Raw genomic sequence first — 19,974 nt, forward strand, 5'->3', positions numbered from 1 at the left:
CGCACTCATGGCGGTCTCGCTGACCGCCCTGTCACTGACGGCGAGCGGATGCGTGGTGGTGCACGGGGAGCGCGAGATCCTCCCCACCACCACCCGCGCCGAGGCCGCCAAGGCGCTGCGGCAGTTCACGGACGCCTACAACAAGGCCGACAAGGCCTACGACGGCTCCCTCGACGCGGACTACACCACCGGCGCCCTCGCCGACATCGACTCCGCGCGCCTGAAGGCCGGGCACGCCAACAGTCCGGGCGGCAACTCCGGCCACTCGCCGCTGAAGTTCGACGACGTCACCTACACCATCCCGAAGAAGGCCGGCTGGCCGCGCTGGTTCGTAGCGGACGCGCACGGCAACAAGGGCGGCGACGAACGGTGGCTGCTGGTCTTCACCCGCAACAGCCTCTCCGACCCGTTCCAGGTGGCGTACCTGACCCTGGTCGCACCGGGCGACGTACCGAAGTTCACCACCGACAAGGACGGCTGGGCCACGGCCGTACCGGTGAACAGCGCCCGACTCGCCATCTCCCCGGCCGACTTGAGCCGGGACTACGCCACGTACCTGAAGAGCGGCGGCACCGACTTCGCGGACGGCCCGCACACCAGCGGCTGGCGCGCGGACCGCAAGAAGTCCACCAAGCCGGGCCTGGCCACCCAGTACATCGACGAGCCGCTGACCAACGGCGACTACGCACCGCTCGCGCTGCGCACCGCCGACGGCGGGGCGATGGTCTTCTTCACCACCCGCTACTACGCCAAGCAGACGGCGGCCGCGGGCACCTCCGTGCCGACGCAGAACCAGGACGTCAAGGCGCTCACCAAGGGCGAGATCAAGCAGTCGCTGACGATGGAGTTCGTCTCCAACCAGGTCGCGCTGGACCCGGCGGGCACCGGCAAGGTCACGATCCTCGGCCGCGTCCAGGGCCTGACCTCGGCACAGGGTTCCTGAACAGCGCACCCGTAGGGGGCGCGGGGCAGTGTCCGACATGCGGCTACCGCCGCGTGGGCGCGACCAGCCACGACGGCGCCGCACCCGACCGACGACCCTGCACAACCCGACCCGGCGCTTCCAGCGGAGCGCTCAGCGGCGCAGCGGCCAGGCCGCGCCCACCTGGTCGGCCCCTTCGCCCGCGTACCGGGCGCCCGCGTCGGTGAGGATCTCCAGCAGGCTCAGCGGATCGGGGAGCGCGTGCTCGGGGCCGCGCACCCAGTGCACCCGCCGGTCGTCGTCGCCGGGCAGCCGGGCGGGCGGTACGAGGACGTAGGAGCCCCGGCAGTGCCAGCGCAGGCCCGGGTGCTCGTCCATGGTCTCGGGGTGGCAGTCCAGCTCGCAGGGCCACCACTCGTCCTCGTCCTCGGGGGTGCCGCGGGTGAGGGTGAAGAAGAGCATGCGCCCGTCGTCGCTCTCGGCGACCGGGCCGACCTCGACGCCGTTCGCGAGCAGCCGTTCCAGCGCCTGCCGGCCCGCCTCCAGGGGCACGTCCAGGACGTCGTGGGTCATGCCGGTCGCGGTGATGAAGTTGGCCTGCGGCTGGTGCCGGGCCCAGCGTTCGATCTGGGCGAGGTCGGTGGTGGACTGCGTCTGCCACGCGAAGGAGACCGGATGCCGGGCCGGGGTGGGACAGCCGACGCGGTCGCAGGAGCAGCCGTAGCCGGGGGCGGGGTGGGCGGCCGGGGCCAGCGGGAGGCCCGCCTCGGCGGCGGCGAGCAGCAGAGCCGCGCGGCCCGAGTCGTCGGCGGCGGCCTCCTTCGGGCGGCGTCCGCGCAGCCACCGGGAGAGTTTGCCCTGCCGGCCGCTGGGGCCGCCGAACGTCGCGCTCATCTATCGCCTCGCCTCGCTGTGGTCCGGCCAGGATGCCTTATGGTCCCGTCTGGGTGCGAAGCGGGGGGTACGGGGGCTGTGTCACGGACCGTGTCACGCGGCTCGGCACCGGGCCGCGTCACCGCGGCGGCCAGGCGTCTCCCCAGTCCGCGTCGCGGGCCGCCTTGTACAGGTCGCCGTGGCGTTTGGTGACCGTCGTCCGGCGCAGCCGTTCGTCGGCCTCGCACAGGTCGAGCAGGACCTGGCCCTTGCGGATCTGGGGGCGGCGGACCACCCGGGCCGGTGCCGGGGCGGGCGGGAAGCGGGTGGCGGCCACGTAGCTGAACTTCTCGTCCTCGTAGGGCAGTGATCCGCCCTTGACCTGACGGTGCAGGGAGGAGCGGCTGACCCGGGCGGAGAAGTGGCACCAGTCCGTGCCGGGGGTGATCGGGCAGGCGGCGCTGTGCGGGCAGGGGGCGGCGATGTGGAAGCCGGCGCCGGTCAGGCGGTCCCGGGCCTCGATGATCCGGGCGTAGCCGGCGGGGGTGCCGGCCTCGACGATGACGACGGCCTGCGCGGCGGCCGCGGCGGCGGCGACGAGGGCGGCTCGGCCGGCCTCGTCGAGCTCGTTGAGGACGTACGACACCGTGACGAGATCAGTGCTCTCGATGGTGAGCGCCGCTCCGATCCGAGAGCGCTGCCACGTCGCGTCCCGCAGGGCCGGGTTCGCCGCGGCGATCTCCCGGCCGAGGGCCAGCGCGGGCTCGGCCCAGTCGAGGACCGTCACCGGCCGCGCGCCGTCCCAGGTGTCGGTCACCGCCCAGGTCGCCGCGCCCGTCCCGCCGCCGACGTCCACATGGCTGCCCGGCACCCATCCCTCCGGCACCGCGTCGGCGAACGCGGCCAGCGCGGACCGTGCCGCCTCGAAGGTCGCCGGCATCCGGTACGCCGCGTACGCCACCACGTCCGCCCGGTCCCGCAGGATCGGCGCGTCGGTCGGGGTGGCCCCGCGGTAGTGGGCGATCAGCCGCTCGACGGCTGTGGCGGCCTGCTTCGGGGGCAGGCCGTCGAGCAGGTCCAGGAGCGTGGCGCGGAGCCGGTCGGCCGGCCGGCCGGCCGGTGCGGTGGGGTGGTTCACCCGGCGATTGTATGGACAGCCCTGGCAAGGCGGGTCGCCGCCGCCGCTCGCGGAGCGCTGTCGCCGGGGCGGCGGCGCGGATGCACGGTGTTGGCCAGCAGCACCAGGAACGTGTCCGTCGCCGGGTCCAGGACCAGGCACGTCCCCGTGAACCCGGTGTGGCCCGCCGCGCCGTGTCCCGCCAGCTCGCCCATGAACCACGGCTGGTCCACCAGGAAGCCCAGGCCGGGCGGGGCCAGCAGCAGGTCCACGAAGTCGGGGCCGAGGATGCGTGCGGGGCCGTACGCGCCGCCCGAGAGCAGGGTGCGGCAGAAGATCGCCAGGTCCCGGGCGGTGGAGAAGAGGCCGGCGTGCCCGGCCACTCCGCCCAGCGCCCAGGCGTTCTCGTCGTGCACGACGCCCCGCAGCATCCCCCGGTCCGCCTTGGCCCACGGCCGCCGCTGGTCCTCGGTGGCCGCCGCTCCCGGGCAGGGGCCGAAGTCGGTGTCGGTCATGCCGAGCGGGCGGGTGATGCCGTCGCGGACGAGGACGTCGAGGGGGCGGCCGGTGATCCGCTCCAGGACGTGCTGGAGGAGGAGCATGTTGAGGTCCGAGTAGCGGTAGGCGCCGGGTGCGCTGCTCGGGGTCTCCGCGCGCAGCAGGTCGAGACGGGCCGCGTCGTCGGGGCAGTCGTGCAGCGGGAGTTCGGGGCGCAGGCCCGAGGTGTGGGTGAGGAGCTGGCGGACGGTGATGCGGTGGGCGGCGGCCCCGTGGAAGTCGGGGAGGTAGGCGCCGACGCGGGCGTCGATGCCGAGGGTGCCGCGCTCCAGCTGCTGCACGGCGGCGACCGCGGTGCACAGCTTGGTGAGGGAGGCCAGGTCGAAGGGGGTGTCGACGGTCATCGGGACCCGGGCGGCGGGCGGGAGTTCGACACCGGCGTCGGTCGCGGGGTCGTACGCGGAGTACCGCACGGCCCAGCCGGCCGCCTCCTGTACGGCGATCACGGGGCCGCGTCCGGCGACCACGACGGCCCCGGCCGCCCAGGGCCGCTCACCGGTGGTGAGCTCGCGCACTTCACGGACGAGATGTCTGAGTTCCGCGGGGTCGAGACCGGCCCGTTCCGGTGTCTCGACGCGCAGTCTCGTTACGCTCAGCTCTCTGCTCCCTCCGCGTTCGCACGGGCGTTCCCACGTGCTGCCCAGGGACGGCACATTCCCATGAAGCAGGCCAGCGCCACCAGTGCCCCCGCCAGTTGGACGATCGCCATGGGCACGGCGGTTCTCTCCCCGGCGATCCCGACGAGGGGCGAAGCGACCGCGCCGACGAGGAACGAGGAGGTCCCGAGCAGCGCGGACGCGGAACCGGCGGAATGCCGGGTGCGCAGCAGGGCGAGGGACTGGGCGTTGGGGAGGGTGAACCCCATCGCGGACATCAGGACGAACAGGGCGGTGGCGACCGGGGCGAGGCCGACGGGGCCGAGGGCACCGGCCGACATCAGCAGCAGGGCGGTCGCGGCGAGCACGGTCACGGCCAGGCCCACGCCCAGCACCTTGTCCAGGCTGACCCGGCCGACCAGCACCTTCCCGTTGACCTGCCCGGCGATCACCAGGCCGACCGAGTTGAGGCCGAAGAGCAGGGAGAAGGTCTGCGGGGATGCGCCGTAGATCTCCTGGATCACGAACGGCGAGGCGCTGATGTACGCGAACAGCGCGGCGAAGGCGAAGCCGCCCGCGAGCATGTAGCCGGTGAAGGGCAGGTCGGCGAGGAGGCCGCGCATGGCGCGGACGGCGGCGGCCGCTCCCCCGGCGTGCCGGCCGGCCGGCGGCAGCGTCTCCGGGAGCCGCACCCAGACCAGCACGGCGAGCAGCGCTCCGACGACCGTGAGGACGACGAACACGCCCCGCCAGTCCGTCACCCGCAGGATCTGCCCGCCGATCAGCGGGGCGATGACCGGGGCGACCCCGGAGACCAGCATCAGGGTGGAGAAGAACCGGGCCATGGCGACCCCGTCGTAGAGGTCGCGCACGACGGCTCGCGCGATGACGATGCCGGCCGCGCCCGCGAGACCCTGCGCGAGGCGGAAGGCGACCAGGGTCTCGACGTCCGGCGCGAGGGCACACAGGGCGGTGGCGACGACGTAGACGGCGAGGCCGGTCAGCAGGGGGCGGCGACGGCCCCAGCGGTCGCTCATCGGGCCGACGACCAGCTGGCCGAGGGCCATGCCGGCGAGGCAGGCGGTGAGGGTGAGCTGGACGGTCGCGGCGGGGGCGTGCAGGGAGCGGGTGACCTCCGGCAGGGAGGGGAGGTACATGTCCATCGCCAGCGGGGGCGTGGCGGTGAGCCCACCGAGGAGCAGCACCAGCAGGAGGCCGGCCCGACGGGTCGCGGGGGCGACGGGCGGGCCGGGTGTGGCGGGCGTGGCGGGGCTGTGCGCCGCGGGTGCGCCGGTCATCTGCGCGTCCTGCGTGTCCTGCGCATCCGGTGTCGGCGGCGCCGGCTGCTCGGGCATGTGTCCCCCGTCTGTCGTCGTCAGGTCTCACGGTCTGCGGCGGCTGCGCGGTCTCCGTCGATCGCTTCGCCGGTCCTCGTGGGCCCACGGTCAGCGTCGGTCCCGCGGTCTTCGTCGGCCGCTTCGCCGTTCTTCGCCGGTCTCGCGGTCCGGTCCGCTCTTGATGGACACCGATGGCCCCCACATATGCTCTCAGCTCGTACAGACTGCCGGGAAACACATGAGCGAGGGTGGGGCGGCCGGGATGGGTGAGCAGAGCGTGCGGTGGGGGATCCTGGCGACGGGTGGGATCGCGGCCGCGTTCGCGGCGGACCTGGTCGATCTGCCCGACGCGGAGATAGTGGCGGTGGCCTCGCGGTCCCCGGAGTCGGCGGCGGGGTTCGCGGAGCGGTTCGGGATCGGGCGGGCGTACGGGGACTGGGAGTCGCTGGCCCGGGACGAGGACATCGACATCGTGTACGTCGCCACCCCGCACTCGGCGCACCGGGCGGCCGCCGGGCTGTGCCTGGAGGCCGGGCGGAACGTGCTGTGCGAGAAGCCGTTCACGCTCAACGTCCGCGAGGCCGGGGAACTGGTCGCGCTGGCCAAGGAGCACGGCCGCTTCCTGATGGAGGCGATGTGGATGTACTGCAATCCGCTGATCCGGCGGCTGACGGCGCTGGTCGCGGACGGGGCGATCGGCGAGGTGCGGACGGTGCAGGCGGACTTCGGCCTGGAGGGGCCGTTCCCGCCGGCGCACCGGCTGCGGAACCCGCTGCTCGGCGGGGGCGCGCTGCTCGACCTGGGGGTGTACCCGGTGTCCTTCGCGCAGCTGCTGCTCGGCGAGCCGGACGGGATGTCGGCGCGAGCGGTGCTCTCGGACGAGGGCGTCGATCTCCAGACCGGAGCACTGCTCTCCTGGGAGAGCGGCGCTCTCGCAATGTTGCACTGCTCCATCGCCGGCGGCACCGGCACCACGGCATCGGTCACCGGTTCGCAGGGCCGGATCGACATCCCGGACGGCTTCTTCCACCCCGAGCGCTTCGTGCTGCACCGCGACGGCCGCGCCCCGGAGGAGTTCACCCTGCCCCCGGAGGACGGCCCGCGCAGCACCTTCCGCCACGAGGCCAGGGAGGCGATGCGCGCCGTCCGGGCCGGCGAACAGGAATCCCCCCTCGTCCCGCACGACGGCACCCTCGCCATCATGCGCACCCTGGACGCCCTACGGGAGCAGATCGGCGTCCGCTACCCAGGTGAAACTGCAGCGGCCTGACCTGGTAGGGCGCCCCGGTCGGAACGCCCCGAAAGGGGCGCGGGGCTGTAACTGACATGCGGCTCCGCCGCGTGGGCGCGACCAGCCCCCACAGCGCCGCACCCGACCGACAACCCGACACGGCCCGCCCAGCGGAGCGCCTACGCTGCGCGTCCATGGATGCCAACCAAGCAAAGATCGCCGTGGTCACCGGCGCCGGCTCCGGTATCGGCCGGGCCGTGGCCACGGAACTGCTGCGGGCCGGCTGGTCGGTGGCGCTGGCCGGCCGGCGCCCGGCGCGGCTGGAGGAGACGGCGGCACTGGCGCCCGAGGGCACCTGCGTCGCCGTACGGACCGACGTCTCACAACCCGACGACGTGACCGCGCTGTTCGCGACGGCCGTGCGGCGGTTCGGGCGGGTGGACCTGCTGTTCAACAACGCGGGGACGTTCGGGCCCGGCGGGGTGGCCGTGGAGGACCTGCCGTACGAGGCGTGGCGGCATGTCGTGGACACCAACCTCAACGGCGCGTTCCTGTGCGCGCAGGCGGCGTTCCGACAGATGAAGGAGCAGGAGCCGCAGGGCGGCCGGATCATCAACAACGGGTCCGTCTCGGCGCACACGCCCCGCCCGCACTCCGTGGCCTACACCGCGACCAAGCACGCGCTGACCGGCCTCACCAAGTCGCTGTCCCTGGACGGGCGGCCGTACAACATCGCGGTCGGGCAGATCGACATCGGCAACGCGGCGACGGACATGACGACGGGGATGCAGACCGGCGCACTGCAGGCGAACGGGGAGGTCGCCCCGGAACCGGTGATGGACGTGGCCGACGTGGCCCGGACCGTGCGGCACATGGCCGAGCTGCCGCTCGCGGCGAACGTGCAGTTCGCGACGGTACTGGCGACGGCGATGCCGTACGTGGGCCGGGGCTGAACCTCCGTTCAGTCGGACAATCCACAACCTGCACAAGCGGAATGCGTACGTCCGCAGTATTGCCGCCGGTAACGGGCCTATGCTCAACTCTCCTTCACCAGAACTTCACAGTTGAGGCTCTGGCATTCCGCCGACCACTCCGAGGGGGAGGCGGCAGCCGTTCCACCGGACCGGGGCGGGGGTGGACCCGCGTGGGACCGCGGGTACGCACCGGTGGGTGGGGCGGCTGCCGCGAGACGTCAGCCCGCGGGAGTGCCGGCCGAGTCGGCCGGCGTGTCCCCCGGCTCGGGGACGGCCGCGGCAGCGGCCGCCCGGCGTCGCCGGCGCAGCGCCCACGCCCCCGCGCCCAGCAGCGCGAGCGTCCCCGCCCCGCCCTCCGCGAGCCGCCACGGCGACGGTCCGGACGAGCCCGAACCGGCCGCCGTCCCCGTCCCGGCCGCCCCCGCGGCCCCCTTGCCCTTCGACGGCGACGCACTCGCGCTCGCCCCGCCCTCGCTGAGCGGATCGACCAGTACGCCCACCGGCTGCGCCGAACTCCCTTTCCCGAAGCCCCAGTCGAGCAGCGCGGCGGTCTGCTCGTACACGGCGTTGGTGCCGAGAGCCGGGTGCATCACGGTCACCAGGAGGGTGCGGCCGTCCCGGGTGGCACCGCCGGTGAAGGTGTTGCCGGCGTGGCTGGTGTAACCGTTCTTGACGCCGAACAGGCCTTTGTAGACGTCGAGCCCCCAGGCGCCGGTGAGCAGACGGTCGGTGTTCTGGATCTGGAAGGTCTTCTTGCCGCCGGCCGGGAAGTTCGCGGTCCGCGTGGAGCAGTAGCCGCGGAAGTCGTCGTCCTTCAGCCCGTGCCGGGCGAAGAGGGTCAGGTCGTACGCCGACGACAGCTGGCCCTTGTGGTCGAATCCGTCGGGGCTGACCACATGGGTGTCCAGGGCCTGCAGGTCGGCCGCCTTGGCCCGCATCTCGGCGACGGTCTTCGCGATCCCGCCGTTCATGTGGGAGAGGACGTGCACGGCGTCGTTGCCGGAGCGCAGGAAGACGCCCTGCCACAGCTGCTCGACGGTGTAGGTGAGGCCGGGCTTGATGCCGACCAGGCTGGAGCCGGCCGGGACGTCGGAGATGTCGGAGTCCTTGACCCGGTACCGCTCGGTCCGCTCGAACTTCTTCAGCACGGTGTCCGCGAACAGCATCTTCAGGGTGGAGGCGGGTGCCAGCCGCCGGTGCGCGTTGTACGAGGCGAGCACCTCACCGCTGTCGCAGTCGGCGATCAGCCAGGCGTGGGCGGTGATCTTCTTGGGCAGGCCGGTGGTCCCCTGCACCTGTATGCCGCCACGGGCCAGCCGCTCGCCGCCTATGACGGTGGCGGCCGAGGCGGGAGCCGCCGCGGACAGGGGGAGAGCGGCGGCCGTCAGTCCAAGGGCGGCACGCCGGGTCAGCCGAGAGGAATCGCGCATCCCGGGACCGTACACCGCAGGCCACACGTGTTACCTGGCGGTACCCCCTCGCCCGCCCAGGAATGTGCTGCCTTATGAAAGTTTGCTAAGACCTCACCGTTTCTCAGCTCTGACACATCTTTTACCCAGTGTGACTCAAAGGTTTCTCCCTAACTTGAGCTCGCGTCCACAGCGGGCGCCAAGAACCTTCGAGGAACGGGATGTTTGGCATCTATCTCAAGCGCGAGCTGGGCCGCAGGAAGAAGGCGGCCCTGGTCATCGCTCTGGGTCTGGCGCTCGGTATCGCGCTGGTCATCACGGTCAACTCAGTGTCGGCCGGCATGACCCAGGCGCAGGACAAGGTCCTCAAGTCGCTGTACGGCCTCGGGACCGACATGACGGTCACCAAGGCCCGTACCGCGCCGACCTCGGGCAGCTCCGGCGGCCCGAACTTCAAGTTCGACGCCAAGTCCAGCAGCAGCTCCACGCAGAGTTCGGACCGGGTGCAGACTCAGGGCGGTCAGGCCCTGAAGTCGTCCCTGGTCACCAAGGTCGCCGGTCAGAAGGGTGTGGAGAGCGCGGTCGGAGCGCTCTCCCTCAACGTCACCAAGGTCGACGGCTCCTTCACCCAGGGCAAGGCGAAGACCTCCACCAGCAGCAGCACCAGCGGCGGCCAGGGGCAGCCGAGCGGCGGCAGCAGCAGCGGCTCGGGCGGTGCGCCGCAGGTCCAGGGCGGCGGCGCCAACTTCGACGTCAACAGCTACTCCGTGGCCGGCGTCGACGTGGCCCACCAGGGCCTCGGCCCGCTGTCCACCATGAAGATCACCTCGGGCAAGACCTTCACCTCCGCGCAGACCAGCGGCAAGGTCGCGGTGGTCAGCAAGTCGTACGCCAAGGAGAAGAAGTACAAGGTCGGCTCGACCTTCAAGATCTCCGGCACCAAGTTCACGGTCATCGGCATCGCCACCCCGGACAGCAGCGAGTCCGACACCGACGTCTTCATCCCGCTGAAGGTCGCGCAGACCCTCGGCGACGCCAAGAACCAGGTCACCACGATCTACGTCAAGGCGAGCGACTCCAAGCAGATCTCCACCGTGAAGAAGGAGATCACGGCCAACATCTCCGGTACCACGGTCACCACCTCCGCCGACCTGGCCTCCACCGTCTCGGGTTCCCTCTCCACCGCCTCCAGCCTCGCGACCAGCGTCGGCAAGTGGCTGTCCATCGCGGTCCTCGCGGCGGCCTTCCTGGTGGCGGCCCTGCTGACCTCCTCCGCCGTCTCCCGCCGGGTGCGTGAGTTCGGCACCCTGAAGGCGCTCGGCTGGCCCTCGCGCAACGTGACCCGCCAGGTCGTCGGCGAGTCCATGGTCAACGGCCTGATCGGCGGCGCCCTCGGCATCGCCCTCGGCGTCGGCGCGGCCTACGCGGTCACCGCGATCAGCCCGAAGCTCACCGCCCAGCTGGGCAGCACCGGCGGCAGTGGCGGCGTGGGCGGCGGCCCGGGCGGCGGCGGCCCCGGCCAGCAGGCCTCCCAGAACACCCTGGAGATCGCGCTGTCCGCGCCCGTCTCCCTCACCACCATCGCCCTCGCGGTCGGCCTCGCGGTCACCGGCGGTCTGATCGCCGGCGCGATGGGCGGCTGGCGCGCCTCCCGGATGCGCCCGGCCGACGCCCTGCGCAGCGTCGCGTAACACCCCGCCCCCTCCAAGCCGGGGCGCCGCTTCCACTCCCCCCGGGACGCGGCGCCCCCACCCCCTTACCACCCAGTGGAGAACCCATGTACAGACTCACCGGAGTCACCAAGCGCTACACGCGGGGCAAGGAGACGGTCGAGGCGCTGCGCGGCGTCGACCTGACCATCGAGGACGGCGACCAGCTCGTCATCCAGGGCCCGACCGGCGGCGGCAAGTCGACCCTGCTCCAGATGATCGGCGGCCTGGACCGCCCGACCGAGGGCAGCGTCGAACTGGACGGCGTCGACCTGGCCCGGATCAGCGAGACCAAGCTGACCCGGCTGCGCGCCGAGAAGATCGGCATCATCTTCCAGTCGTTCAACCTGATCCCGACGCTCACCGCCCAGGAGAACGTCGAGACGGCCCTCGTCCCGCTCGGCATCAAGCCGGCCGACCGCCGGGAGCGTGCCGCCGAGGCCCTGCGCTCGGTGGGCCTCGGCGAGCGTCTCACGCACGCCCCCTCCGAGCTCTCCGGCGGCCAGCAGCAGCGCGTCGCGATCGCCCGCGCGCTGGTGAAGAAGCCGAAGGTGCTGCTCGCCGACGAGCCGACCGGCAACCTCGACGAGGGCACCCGCGACGACATCATGGCCCTCCTCGAAGGCCTGTGGCACGAGTACGGGCTGACCTTCATCATGGTCACCCACGACTCCTCCATCGCCCGCCGCGCGCCGCGCCTGGCCACCATCAAGGCCGGCCAGATCACCCTCACCGAGCAGGGCGGCGGCCAGCGGTACGCGCAGCAGGCGGCGGGACCCGACGGCGGCGGCCGGCCCCAGGAGGCGGCGGCTCACAGCCAGCAGCCCTACGCGCAGCAGCAGTACGGCGGCGGCCAGGGTCACTAGTTCCGCGCCAGGCCGCCTGTCGGGGCCGCTCAGCGCCCGAGGAGGCGGTCGATCTCGGCCATCTGCCCGGCGGTGAGCGGCCCCTTCGCCATCGCGCCGGCGTTCTGCTCGGCCTGGGCGACGGACCGGAAGCCGGGGATCGGGATCGTGCGCGGGCTCCGGGCCCAGATCCAGGCGAGGGAGCCCTGGGCGAGGGTCCGCCCGTCGCTGGTGAGGACCTCGCGCAGGGCCTCGATCCGCTCGACCCACGCGGGATCGGCGCCGTCGCCGTCCCCGAACCCGGGCAGCCAGGCCGGCGGCCTGCTGCGGATGTCGCCCGCCGTGGCCCCCGCCCGCCGTCCGCCGAGCAACCCCATGGCGAGCGGGCTGCGGTTGACGGCGGCGAGCCCCGACTTCTCGGCCAGCGCGACGAGTTGCGGAGCGTCCTGGAGCACGTTGAGGGTGTGCTGTACGGCCGTGCAGTGCGGCCCCTCGGCGAAGACGGCGGCGCGGGCCGGGTCGTCGGTGCTCCAGCCGTAGGCCCGGATCAGCCCCTCGCCGACCAACTCCTCGCACACGTCGCGGAGTTCGGCGGCGCGGGCCGGGTCGGCGTCGGAGAGGTGCAACTGGTAGAGGTCGACGTGGTCGGTGCCCAGACGGCGCAGGGAGGCGGTGAGGGCGCGGCGGACGTGGGCCGGGGAGTCGTCGCCGCCGGTGAGCGTGCGGGTCTCCTCGTCGAAGACGTTGCCCCACTTGGTGGCGACGACGACGTCGTCCCGCCGCTTGCCGAGGGCACGGCCGAGAACCCGCTCGCTGTGGCCGGCGCCGTAGGTGTCGGCGGTGTCGAAGAAGGTGACACCGAGGTCGAGGGCGCGGCGGATCGCCCGGACGGACTCCTCGTCGTCGACCTTGCCCCAGCCGAGCGGCTGCCCGGTGGCGTCCTGCCACTCGCCGCCGATGGCCCAGCAGCCGAAGCCGAGCGCGCTGACGCGGATGCCGGAACGGCCCAGGGTCCTGGTGGTGCTGTCGGTTTCCATGCCTGAGACGCTAGGAGTTGAAGCGCACACGAAGGCAAGGGGATCACCGTAACCGCCGCTACGCCTGACCGGTCTCGAAGCGGGAGATACGGCCGTCGTCCTCGACGGTGAAGTCCCAGCGGGTGACCATCTCGCCCCAGGCGTCGTTGCGGTAGTGGGCGAGCAGGGAGCGGCCGCCGTTGGACTCGTTGTCGACGTCGATGTGGCCGTTGGAGGAGAAGATCTCCCGGTCGATCCAGTCGTCCAGGTCCCGGTCGGAGCCGTCGTCCGCCATGGTCGCGCCCGGCGTGAACAGATCCCGGAAACGCTCGCGGTCGCTGGAGTTGACGGCGGTGACGAAGGCCCGGACGGCCGGGTCGCTGAGCTTGGCTGTCTTGATCGTCATGCCAGCCAGCGTCACATCGGTCCCGGCGGTCCGCCACCCGCCCGCCACCCGAACGGCGGCGAGGACGGGCCGACCGGGTGTGACCGGTGCGACGGTGGAAACCCGTGATCCGTTGCCGACAATGGGAGCCGCCGTGACCTGCTACGACCGACGCGACGTGGGCCTGCTGCTGCTCCGGCTGGGCACCGGCGGGGTGCTGGCCGCGCACGGCACCCAGAAGCTGTTCGGCTGGTTCGGCGGGGGCGGGATCGAGGGCACGGGCCAGTACATGGAGTCGGTCGGGTACGCACCCGGCAGGCAGAGCGCGCTGGCGGCCGGGCTGGCGGAGGCCGGCGGCGGGACGCTGCTGGCGCTGGGCCTCGCGACCCCGGCGGCGGGCGCCGCGGCGGCCGGCTCGATGGCGGGCGCGACCGCCCTGCACAAGCCGAACGGATTCTTCGCCCAGGAGGGCGGCTACGAGTACGCGGCGACCCTGGGCCTGGCCACCGCCGGTCTCGCGGTCACGGGCCCCGGCCGGCTCTCCCTGGACCACGCGTTCGGCCATGTCTTCGACCGCGGCTGGATGGTCCCGACGGCCCTGGGCGTGACGGCGGCGGTGACGGCCGTGGTCATCGGCGCACGGAACCGGCGGGTACGGCGGGCGAAGGAGGGCGAGCAGGAGGCCCTGTTCGAGGAGTAGCGGCGCGGTAGGGCAGGCTACGGGCCATGACGGATCAGCGGACGACACCGCCTGCGGACACCTCGGACTCCCCGGACACCCCGGACGCCCCGGACGCCCCCGACCTGTGGACCTCCGTCGAGGACCTCTGGACCTGGCTGGACGCCAACCGCAGGCACGAGGGCGAGACCGGCCTGGTGCTGCGCATGCTCAAGCTCACGGAGGAGGTCGGCGAGGTCGCCCAGGCGGTGATCGGCGCGACCGGCCAGAACCCCCGCAAGGGTGTCACTCACACCTGGGAGGACGTGCAGGGCGAGCTGTGCGACGTGGTGATCACGGCGCTGGTGGCGTTGCGGACACTGACACCGGACGCGGCGGGGGTGTTCGAGGCCCACTTGGAAGCCGTCAGGAAGCGATCACTAGGCCCGTCGGCGTGAGACCGGTCAGAACATGTGTCCCGGCGTCTCTATGTCTCGGGCGAGACCGGTAGCCGTAGGGGTAGCGGGCCCGTACCTGGACCCAGGCAGAGGCCCGGCCCAGGTACGTGCCTCGGCACTGGTCTAAGCCTCGGCCTCGGCCCCGGCGTCGGCCTCCGGTGTCTGGGGTCCCTCCGGTGCCGACAGGGTGTAGAAGACCGCCCTGCCCTGCTTGGTGCGCCGGGCACGGTTCCTGGCGACCAGGTTCTCCAACGTCGTACGGATCACCGTCGTCTTGATGGTGCGACCGGGCTGACCGGCCCTGATCGCCTCGGCGACGTCGGTCGCTGAGACCGGTTCCTGCTGCTGGGCGAGATAGGTGTTCACGGCTTCGACGAGGCTCGGCTTCGTCTCCGCGGCACTCGGCTTCGCGGCACTCGGCTTCGCGGCACTCGGCTTCGCGGCACTCGGCTTCGCGGCACTGGGCTTCGCGGAGGCACGGCGGTTCGGCTTCGCGGCGGCACGGCGGTTCGGCGCGGGCTCGGTCCGCTGGTGCGGCACGGCGGCCTCGACGGCTTCGTTGGCCTCGGCCGGTTCGGCGGTCCCGGGTGCGGAGGCGGCGGTCGCGGGGACGGAGGCGGTGGCCTGCGGGGTGAGCGCCTGCTGGAGCCGTTCCAGCACCACCCTGTTCTCCCGTACCGCGCGCAACTGTTCTTCCAGGGCGGCGATCTCGGTGGCGAGGCGGTCCTGTTTCTCCGCGTTGAGTTCGAGGTCCTGCGCGATCCGCGCGCTGTACTCGGACGCCAGCTCGGTCCCGGGTGACTCGGACATAGGGTCGGACCTCTCGTCGATGTGCTCCGCGCGGAATGTCGATGTCTCCGCGCGGGGATACAGCCTACGCACATGAGCCGCCCCACGGGCATGACTCGGGCCGACAGGTGTCTCAACCGGCGGCGGTGGCCCCTCCGATGACACCGACGACCACCTATGGCCGCGACACACACATGGCATGACTGCCGGGCCCCTCGACGACCGTGGTGTCCGCGCGCTCGGCCATCGGCCGTCGGCCCGGCGGCGGTTCACCGGGAACGCCCGGCGCTCCCCGTGCGGCCGAGGTGACGGCGGACCGGAGGGTCACTCCGCGTCGGCGACGACGGAGCCGACCCGGTCGGCCAGCAGGGGGTCGCGGCGGACCAGCACCGTGGCGTAGCCGACGGCCGCCAGCAGGACGGCCAGGGCGGCGTACGGGAACCAGCTGTACGGGGCGGGCTGGCCGGGCTTGGTGAGGTAGTAGAGGGGAACCAGGATCGCCAGGGCACCGGTCGCCGGCAGGACCAGATGCCGCACGGTCCGGAACTCCTGCGGCCGGTACCTGCGGTAGTACAGCGGCAGGGCGATGTTGGAGGCCAGGTAGACCAGCAGGATCAGGATCGTGCCCAGACTGGAGGACTCGGTGAAGAAGACCACCGGGTCCATCGGACCGCCGTCGGCGCCCAGCAGGTGCCCGAGCCCCCAGCCGCCGATGATCAGCAGGGCGGTGACGGCGAAGGTGACGATCGCGTTGTTCGGCGTGCGGCGGGTGGGATGGACGTAGCCGAAGAAGGACGGCAGCAGCCCCTCCCGCCCGGCGTTGAAGATCAGCCGGGCCTGGGAGTTGATGCCCGCGATCAGCACGCCGAGGGTGGAGGTCAGGCCGCCGACGTATGCGAGGACGGCCAGCGTGCCGAACGTGTTCTGGGCGAGGTCGACGAAGGGGATGGGTGAGTCGCCGAGCCGCTCGACGTCGTAGCCGAAACCGGTCACGGTGGCGTAGGCGAAGAGGATGTAGCTCACCGTCATGATGGCGACGGAGGAGAACACCGCGCGGCCGACGTTGCGCCGGGGGTTCTCGGTCTCCTCGGCCAGCGCCGCCGAGTTCTCCCAGCCGACGAACAGGTACACGGCGAGCGGGAAGCCCGCGGCCAGCCCTCTGACTCCGTGGGTGATGTGACCGGGCAGGAACGGGTCGGCGGACAGGCCGCCGCGGTGCTCGGCGAGCGCCGCGACCGAGACCACGACGAGGACCAGCATCTCCACCGCGAAGAAGTAGCCGGCCCACTTGGTGGAGACCACGATCCCGCGCAGCATCAGAACGACGGACAGCCCCGTCAGCAGCAGTGTCCAGATGATCCAGGGCACGTCGAGGCCGGTGTAGTGGTGCAGGGTGATCTGCACGAAGCCGCCCGAGATCGCGATGACGGAGGCCATCGCGATGATGTAGCCGAGTCCGGCGAGCAGGGCCGTGGTCACCGCGCTGACCGGGCCGAAGGTCCGGCCGACGAAGGTGATGAAGCTGCCGGCCGAGGGATGCGCCCGGGAGAACTCGGCCAGGGTGTTGCCCAGCAGGGCGACGGCGACGCCGGCGGCGGCGATGGTCAGCGGGGAGGCGACGCCCGCGGTGGTGGCCAGGAAGGCGAAACCGAAGAAGAAGCTCATGGCCGGACCGACGTTGGCCATGGTGGCGGCGGCGATGTCGGCCATGCCGAGAACACCGCCGCGCAGCCGCTGGGGCGCGGATCCGGCGGGGTCCGGTGTCGGCGGCGGTCCGACGGCTGCGGGGTCGGGCATGGCGCCAGCTCCTTGTGCGGGTGGTGAGGGGCGGGGCGAGGAGGTGGTCCGGACCAGGCGGTCGTCGGAGCGGAGTGGTCGTCGGGACTGCGTCGGGGCGGGGCGGTCGTCAGGACTGGGTCGGGGCGAGGCGGTCGTCGGAGCGGGGCGGTCGTCAGGACTGGGTCGGGGCGAGGCGGTCGTCGGAGCCGGCGTACGGCCGGCGTCAGGCAACCGGTTCGGTGTCCCGGTGGGCCTTCACCGCGGCCACCGCCTCGGCCATGGCTCCGCGGGCCAGTTCGTCGAGCAGGCCGGCGTGGTGGTGGTTGCGCGCCCGGACGACTTCGGGCGCCGGGGCCGGCACCAGCAGGCACTGGCGGCCGAGCAGGTCGGCGGCGAACTCGCGGATACCGGGGCCGCCGAGCGCCTGGGCGAGGTCGAGGTGGAAGCGGGTCTCCAGTTCGAGCAGCCGTGCCGGCGCTTCGGACCGGTCCATCTCCTCGACCAGCGCCCGCAGCCCGTCCAGCCCGCCGTCCGGGAGCTCGCCCACCGCGTGGGAGACCAGGCCGCACTCCAGGAGCACATGGACGGCGTCCAGCGCGGCCGCCTCGGCGGGATCGTGCAGCACGGCGACGACGGTGTCCCACTCCCCGGCCACGAACGTGCCGCCGGACCGGCCGCGGCGGCGGTCGAGCAGGCCGTCCTGGCACATGCCCTCCAGGGCGCGGCGCACGGTGATCTCACTGATCCCCAGTTCCTCGGCGAGCACCCCGGCGTCCGGCAGCCGGTCTCCGGGCGTCGCGGACCGCAGCCGCACCCGCAGGGCGATCCGCGAGCGGACGAGTTCCGCTCCCGTCAGGCCCCGGCCGGGCAGGACACGGGGGTCCAGGACCCCGGCACCCGGCGCGGGCCGCCCGGGACCCGGCTGGCTGTACGGGCCGAACTTGCCCGCTGTGTTCACCACGACGCCACCCTAACGGCGACCACTGCGCTGCTACGTGCACGAGTTCCCCTCAGGGCCGGAACACGGGGGGACGGGGCGACGGCCGCGCCCGGAGGGCGTGGCTCCACGCTGAACGGAAAATAGAGCAAGGTGAACATTTAAACAAGACTGTTTTTTTAGATCGTGCTGAACTAATTTCCGTGGCGCCCCCGTCCGCACCCCTCCATGGATGGCGAGATGACCACAACCCTGCCCGCAAGCCCACCCACCGAGCCCGGCCTGAAGGCCGGACTCAAGAACCGCCACCTGTCGATGATCGCCATCGGCGGTGTCATCGGCGCCGGCCTGTTCGTCGGCTCCGGCTCCGGCATCGCCGCCGCCGGCCCCGGCATCCTCGTCTCGTACGCGCTGGTCGGCGTCCTCGTCGTCCTGGTGATGCGCATGCTGGGCGAGATGGCCGCGGCCAACCCCACCTCCGGCTCGTTCTCCGCCTACGCCGACCGGGCCCTGGGCCGCTGGGCCGGCTTCACCATCGGCTGGCTGTACTGGTTCTTCTGGGTCGTGGTGCTCGCCGTCGAGGCCACCGCCGGGGCGAAGATCCTGGCCGGCTGGATCCCGGCGGTCCCGCAGTGGGGCTGGGCCCTGATCGTCATGCTCGTCCTCACCGCCACCAACCTCGTCTCGGTCAGCTCCTACGGCGAGTTCGAGTTCTGGTTCGCCGGCATCAAGGTGGTCGCCATCGCCGCCTTCATCGTGATCGGCGGCCTCGCCCTCTTCGGCCTGCTGCCCGGCTCCGACCACCCGGCGTCCGGCTTCACCAACCTCACCGCGCACGGCGGCTTCCTCCCCCACGGCCCTGGCGCGATCCTCACCGGTGTCCTGATGGTGGTCTTCTCCTTCATGGGCAGCGAGATCGTCACGCTGGCGGCGGGCGAGACCCCCGACCCGAGGGCCGCGGTCACCAAGGCGACCAACAGCGTCATCTGGCGTATCGCCGTGTTCTACCTGGGCTCCATCCTGATCGTCGTCTCCCTGCTGCGCTGGGACGACCCGGCGATCCTCAAGGACGGCTCCTACGTCGCCGCGCTCAGCTCCATCGGCATCCCGCACGCGGCCCAGATCATGAACACCATCGTGCTGACGTCCGTGCTGTCCTGCCTCAACTCCGGCCTGTACACGGCCTCCCGCATGGCGTTCTCCCTGGGCGGCCGCAACGACGCCCCGGCCGCGTTCGCGAGGACGACCGGCCGCGGGGTGCCGCGGACGGCCATCCTCGCCTCGGTGGTCTTCGGCTTCGTCGCCGTCGCCTTCAACTACCTGTGGCCGGACACGGTCTTCCAGTTCCTCCTCAACTCCTCCGGCGCGATCGCCCTGTTCGTGTGGCTGGTCATCTGCTTCTCCCAGCTGCGGATGCGCCGCATCATCGAGCGCGAGGCGCCGGAGAAACTGATCGTGAGGATGTGGCTCTACCCCTACCTGACCTGGGCCACCATCGCCCTGATCACCTTCGTGCTCGGCTACATGCTCACCGACACGAGCAACGGCGGCGGCCGCGACCAGGTGGTCCTGTCCACCCTGGTGGCCGTGGCCGTCGTCGTCTTCGCCCTGCTCCGCCAGCGCATCTCCGGCCGGGCCGGGGCACGGGAGACGGCACCGGACACGGCCTCCGTTTCCTGACTCGCGCCGCGGGAGGGGGGCGGCGGTCCCGAGCCGGACCGCCCGAGGGCCTGAGCGGTCCGTCCAGGAGGTGAACGCCGTCTCCCTCTGGTGCGAGGAACCTGCGGCCGCTGTACCTGGTGCGCGGGGCGTGCGAACACGCCCCGCGCACCGGCGCCCCGCTCCCCTCCCGCCGTCATGGCTTCCGCGCGAGTCCCCCGTGCTCGGCGACGACCTCCACAGCACCCGCACCGGGCTCCGGCCGCCACTCCGTCACCGACACGACACCGGGTCCGACGAGCTCCAGACCGTCGAAGAACATGGTGATCTCATCGATGCTGCGCAGGTCGTACGGCACGGCGCCGCTGTCGTTGCGGGCGTCCTGGGCCCGGTCGCGGTCGGCGGCATGGCCGGGATGGTGTGCTCAGGCCGCGTCGATACGGCGTGGGGCAGGACCGGCCGGGCTCGACTCCGTCGGAGGGCGGCTGTCGCTGTGGACCAGCCGAAGGTGACGGTCCCGGGCGTGGCGTGCGGTCGGTGGTCCGCCGCCCAGCCAGTCCTCCACACGGTCCATTCCGTACAGCAGCAGACCCAGCACGGGCAACAGCGACGCAGCCACAGCGATCACGACGGCAGGTCCCTTCCGGTGGACGGCACCTGACCGGGTTGCCCTCCGGGCCGCCGTCAGCCGCCGTCTCGTGTGAAGTTTTGGTGACGGTCGG

The 19,974-nt window shown here is 72.3% G+C and carries 19 protein-coding genes and 1 pseudogene; 9 read left to right on the top strand and 11 right to left on the bottom strand.

Annotated elements, in window-relative coordinates; genetic code table 11:
• The first annotated feature begins 7 nt into the window (after positions 1 to 7).
• Positions 8 to 943 (top strand): hypothetical protein, encoded by a 936-nt coding sequence (locus OHB00_RS15175; protein WP_406435159.1) that lies wholly within the window; start codon positions 8 to 10, stop codon positions 941 to 943.
• A 132-nt stretch (positions 944 to 1,075) separates the two neighbouring features.
• Here OHB00_RS15175 and OHB00_RS15180 read toward each other — a convergent pair whose 3' ends face one another.
• From OHB00_RS15180 to OHB00_RS15195, 4 genes are all read right to left on the bottom strand, one after another.
• Positions 1,076 to 1,816: a bifunctional DNA primase/polymerase gene (locus tag OHB00_RS15180; RefSeq protein ID WP_406435161.1), complete on the bottom strand. Its 741-nt coding sequence runs from the start codon at positions 1,814 to 1,816 to the stop codon at positions 1,076 to 1,078.
• Positions 1,817 to 1,934: 118 nt separating this feature from the next.
• A complete protein-coding gene (locus tag OHB00_RS15185) occupies positions 1,935 to 2,933 on the bottom strand; it encodes a small ribosomal subunit Rsm22 family protein (protein WP_406435163.1) in 999 nt (332 codons plus the stop codon).
• Complete coding sequence (locus OHB00_RS15190; RefSeq protein ID WP_406435165.1) at positions 2,930 to 4,123, bottom strand: serine hydrolase domain-containing protein; 1,194 nt, start codon at positions 4,121 to 4,123, stop codon at positions 2,930 to 2,932. Before OHB00_RS15190 ends, OHB00_RS15185 begins: the two co-directional genes overlap by 4 nt.
• Positions 4,063 to 5,364, bottom strand: a complete 1,302-nt coding sequence (locus tag OHB00_RS15195) for a multidrug effflux MFS transporter (RefSeq protein WP_406445790.1) — start codon at positions 5,362 to 5,364, stop codon at positions 4,063 to 4,065. The genes OHB00_RS15190 and OHB00_RS15195 overlap by 61 nt, the downstream gene beginning before the upstream one ends.
• 301 nt (positions 5,365 to 5,665) lie before the next feature.
• On the opposite strand from OHB00_RS15195, the gene OHB00_RS15200 reads away from it, so the two are divergent.
• Positions 5,666 to 6,673 carry a Gfo/Idh/MocA family protein gene (locus tag OHB00_RS15200; RefSeq protein WP_406445792.1) on the top strand — a complete coding sequence of 336 codons (1,008 nt, stop codon included), beginning with the start codon at positions 5,666 to 5,668 and terminating at the stop codon, positions 6,671 to 6,673.
• A 155-nt stretch (positions 6,674 to 6,828) separates the two neighbouring features.
• A complete protein-coding gene (locus tag OHB00_RS15205; RefSeq protein ID WP_406435167.1) occupies positions 6,829 to 7,587 on the top strand; it encodes an SDR family oxidoreductase in 759 nt (252 codons plus the stop codon).
• 239 nt (positions 7,588 to 7,826) lie between these two features.
• Here OHB00_RS15205 and OHB00_RS15210 read toward each other — a convergent pair whose 3' ends face one another.
• Complete coding sequence (locus OHB00_RS15210) at positions 7,827 to 9,038, bottom strand: D-alanyl-D-alanine carboxypeptidase family protein (protein WP_406435169.1); 1,212 nt, start codon at positions 9,036 to 9,038, stop codon at positions 7,827 to 7,829.
• A 200-nt stretch (positions 9,039 to 9,238) separates the two neighbouring features.
• Between OHB00_RS15210 and OHB00_RS15215 the strand changes: the two genes are divergently transcribed.
• Positions 9,239 to 10,708: an ABC transporter permease gene (locus OHB00_RS15215; RefSeq protein WP_406435171.1), complete on the top strand. Its 1,470-nt coding sequence runs from the start codon at positions 9,239 to 9,241 to the stop codon at positions 10,706 to 10,708.
• 86 nt (positions 10,709 to 10,794) lie between these two features.
• Positions 10,795 to 11,592, top strand: coding sequence for an ABC transporter ATP-binding protein (locus OHB00_RS15220; RefSeq protein ID WP_406435173.1), 798 nt, complete (start codon positions 10,795 to 10,797; stop codon positions 11,590 to 11,592).
• A gap of 29 nt (positions 11,593 to 11,621) precedes the next feature.
• On the opposite strand, the gene OHB00_RS15225 is transcribed toward OHB00_RS15220, so the two are convergent.
• Positions 11,622 to 12,608: an aldo/keto reductase gene (locus tag OHB00_RS15225; RefSeq protein ID WP_406435175.1), complete on the bottom strand. Its 987-nt coding sequence runs from the start codon at positions 12,606 to 12,608 to the stop codon at positions 11,622 to 11,624.
• Positions 12,609 to 12,666: 58 nt separating this feature from the next.
• A complete protein-coding gene (locus tag OHB00_RS15230) occupies positions 12,667 to 12,993 on the bottom strand; it encodes a nuclear transport factor 2 family protein (RefSeq protein WP_406435177.1) in 327 nt (108 codons plus the stop codon).
• A gap of 133 nt (positions 12,994 to 13,126) precedes the next feature.
• On the opposite strand from OHB00_RS15230, the gene OHB00_RS15235 reads away from it, so the two are divergent.
• The 3 genes from OHB00_RS15235 to OHB00_RS15245 all read left to right on the top strand — a co-directional run bounded on the left by OHB00_RS15235 (position 13,127) and on the right by OHB00_RS15245 (position 14,889).
• Positions 13,127 to 13,672, top strand: coding sequence for a DoxX family protein (locus OHB00_RS15235; protein WP_406435179.1), 546 nt, complete (start codon positions 13,127 to 13,129; stop codon positions 13,670 to 13,672).
• A gap of 26 nt (positions 13,673 to 13,698) precedes the next feature.
• The gene (locus tag OHB00_RS15240; RefSeq protein WP_406435181.1) at positions 13,699 to 14,088 is read left to right on the top strand and encodes a MazG-like family protein; all 390 of its coding nucleotides are present in this window, start codon (positions 13,699 to 13,701) and stop codon (positions 14,086 to 14,088) included.
• 354 nt (positions 14,089 to 14,442) lie between these two features.
• The gene (locus OHB00_RS15245) at positions 14,443 to 14,889 is read left to right on the top strand and encodes a pentapeptide repeat-containing protein (protein WP_406445794.1); all 447 of its coding nucleotides are present in this window, start codon (positions 14,443 to 14,445) and stop codon (positions 14,887 to 14,889) included.
• Positions 14,890 to 15,201: 312 nt separating this feature from the next.
• Here the strand turns inward: OHB00_RS15245 and OHB00_RS15250 are convergent, their stop codons facing one another.
• Positions 15,202 to 16,674, bottom strand: a complete 1,473-nt coding sequence (locus OHB00_RS15250) for an APC family permease (RefSeq protein WP_406435183.1) — start codon at positions 16,672 to 16,674, stop codon at positions 15,202 to 15,204.
• A gap of 205 nt (positions 16,675 to 16,879) precedes the next feature.
• Positions 16,880 to 17,617, bottom strand: a complete 738-nt coding sequence (locus OHB00_RS15255) for a FadR/GntR family transcriptional regulator (RefSeq protein WP_406435185.1) — start codon at positions 17,615 to 17,617, stop codon at positions 16,880 to 16,882.
• 216 nt (positions 17,618 to 17,833) lie between these two features.
• On the opposite strand from OHB00_RS15255, the gene OHB00_RS15260 reads away from it, so the two are divergent.
• A complete protein-coding gene (locus OHB00_RS15260) occupies positions 17,834 to 19,273 on the top strand; it encodes an amino acid permease (RefSeq protein ID WP_406435187.1) in 1,440 nt (479 codons plus the stop codon).
• Between the two features lie 175 nt (positions 19,274 to 19,448).
• Here OHB00_RS15260 and OHB00_RS15265 read toward each other — a convergent pair.
• Together OHB00_RS15265 and OHB00_RS15270 are read right to left on the bottom strand one after the other, a co-directional pair.
• Positions 19,449 to 19,646: pseudogene (locus tag OHB00_RS15265) on the bottom strand (SAM-dependent methyltransferase); the annotation flags it as partial.
• Between the two features lie 30 nt (positions 19,647 to 19,676).
• Positions 19,677 to 19,880: a hypothetical protein gene (locus tag OHB00_RS15270; protein ID WP_406435189.1), complete on the bottom strand. Its 204-nt coding sequence runs from the start codon at positions 19,878 to 19,880 to the stop codon at positions 19,677 to 19,679.
• Between the last annotated feature and the right edge of the window lie 94 nt (positions 19,881 to 19,974).

The sequence above is a fragment of the Streptomyces sp. NBC_00631 genome (genome assembly GCF_045206895.1).
In the GTDB taxonomy this organism is placed as follows: domain Bacteria; phylum Actinomycetota; class Actinomycetes; order Streptomycetales; family Streptomycetaceae; genus Streptomyces.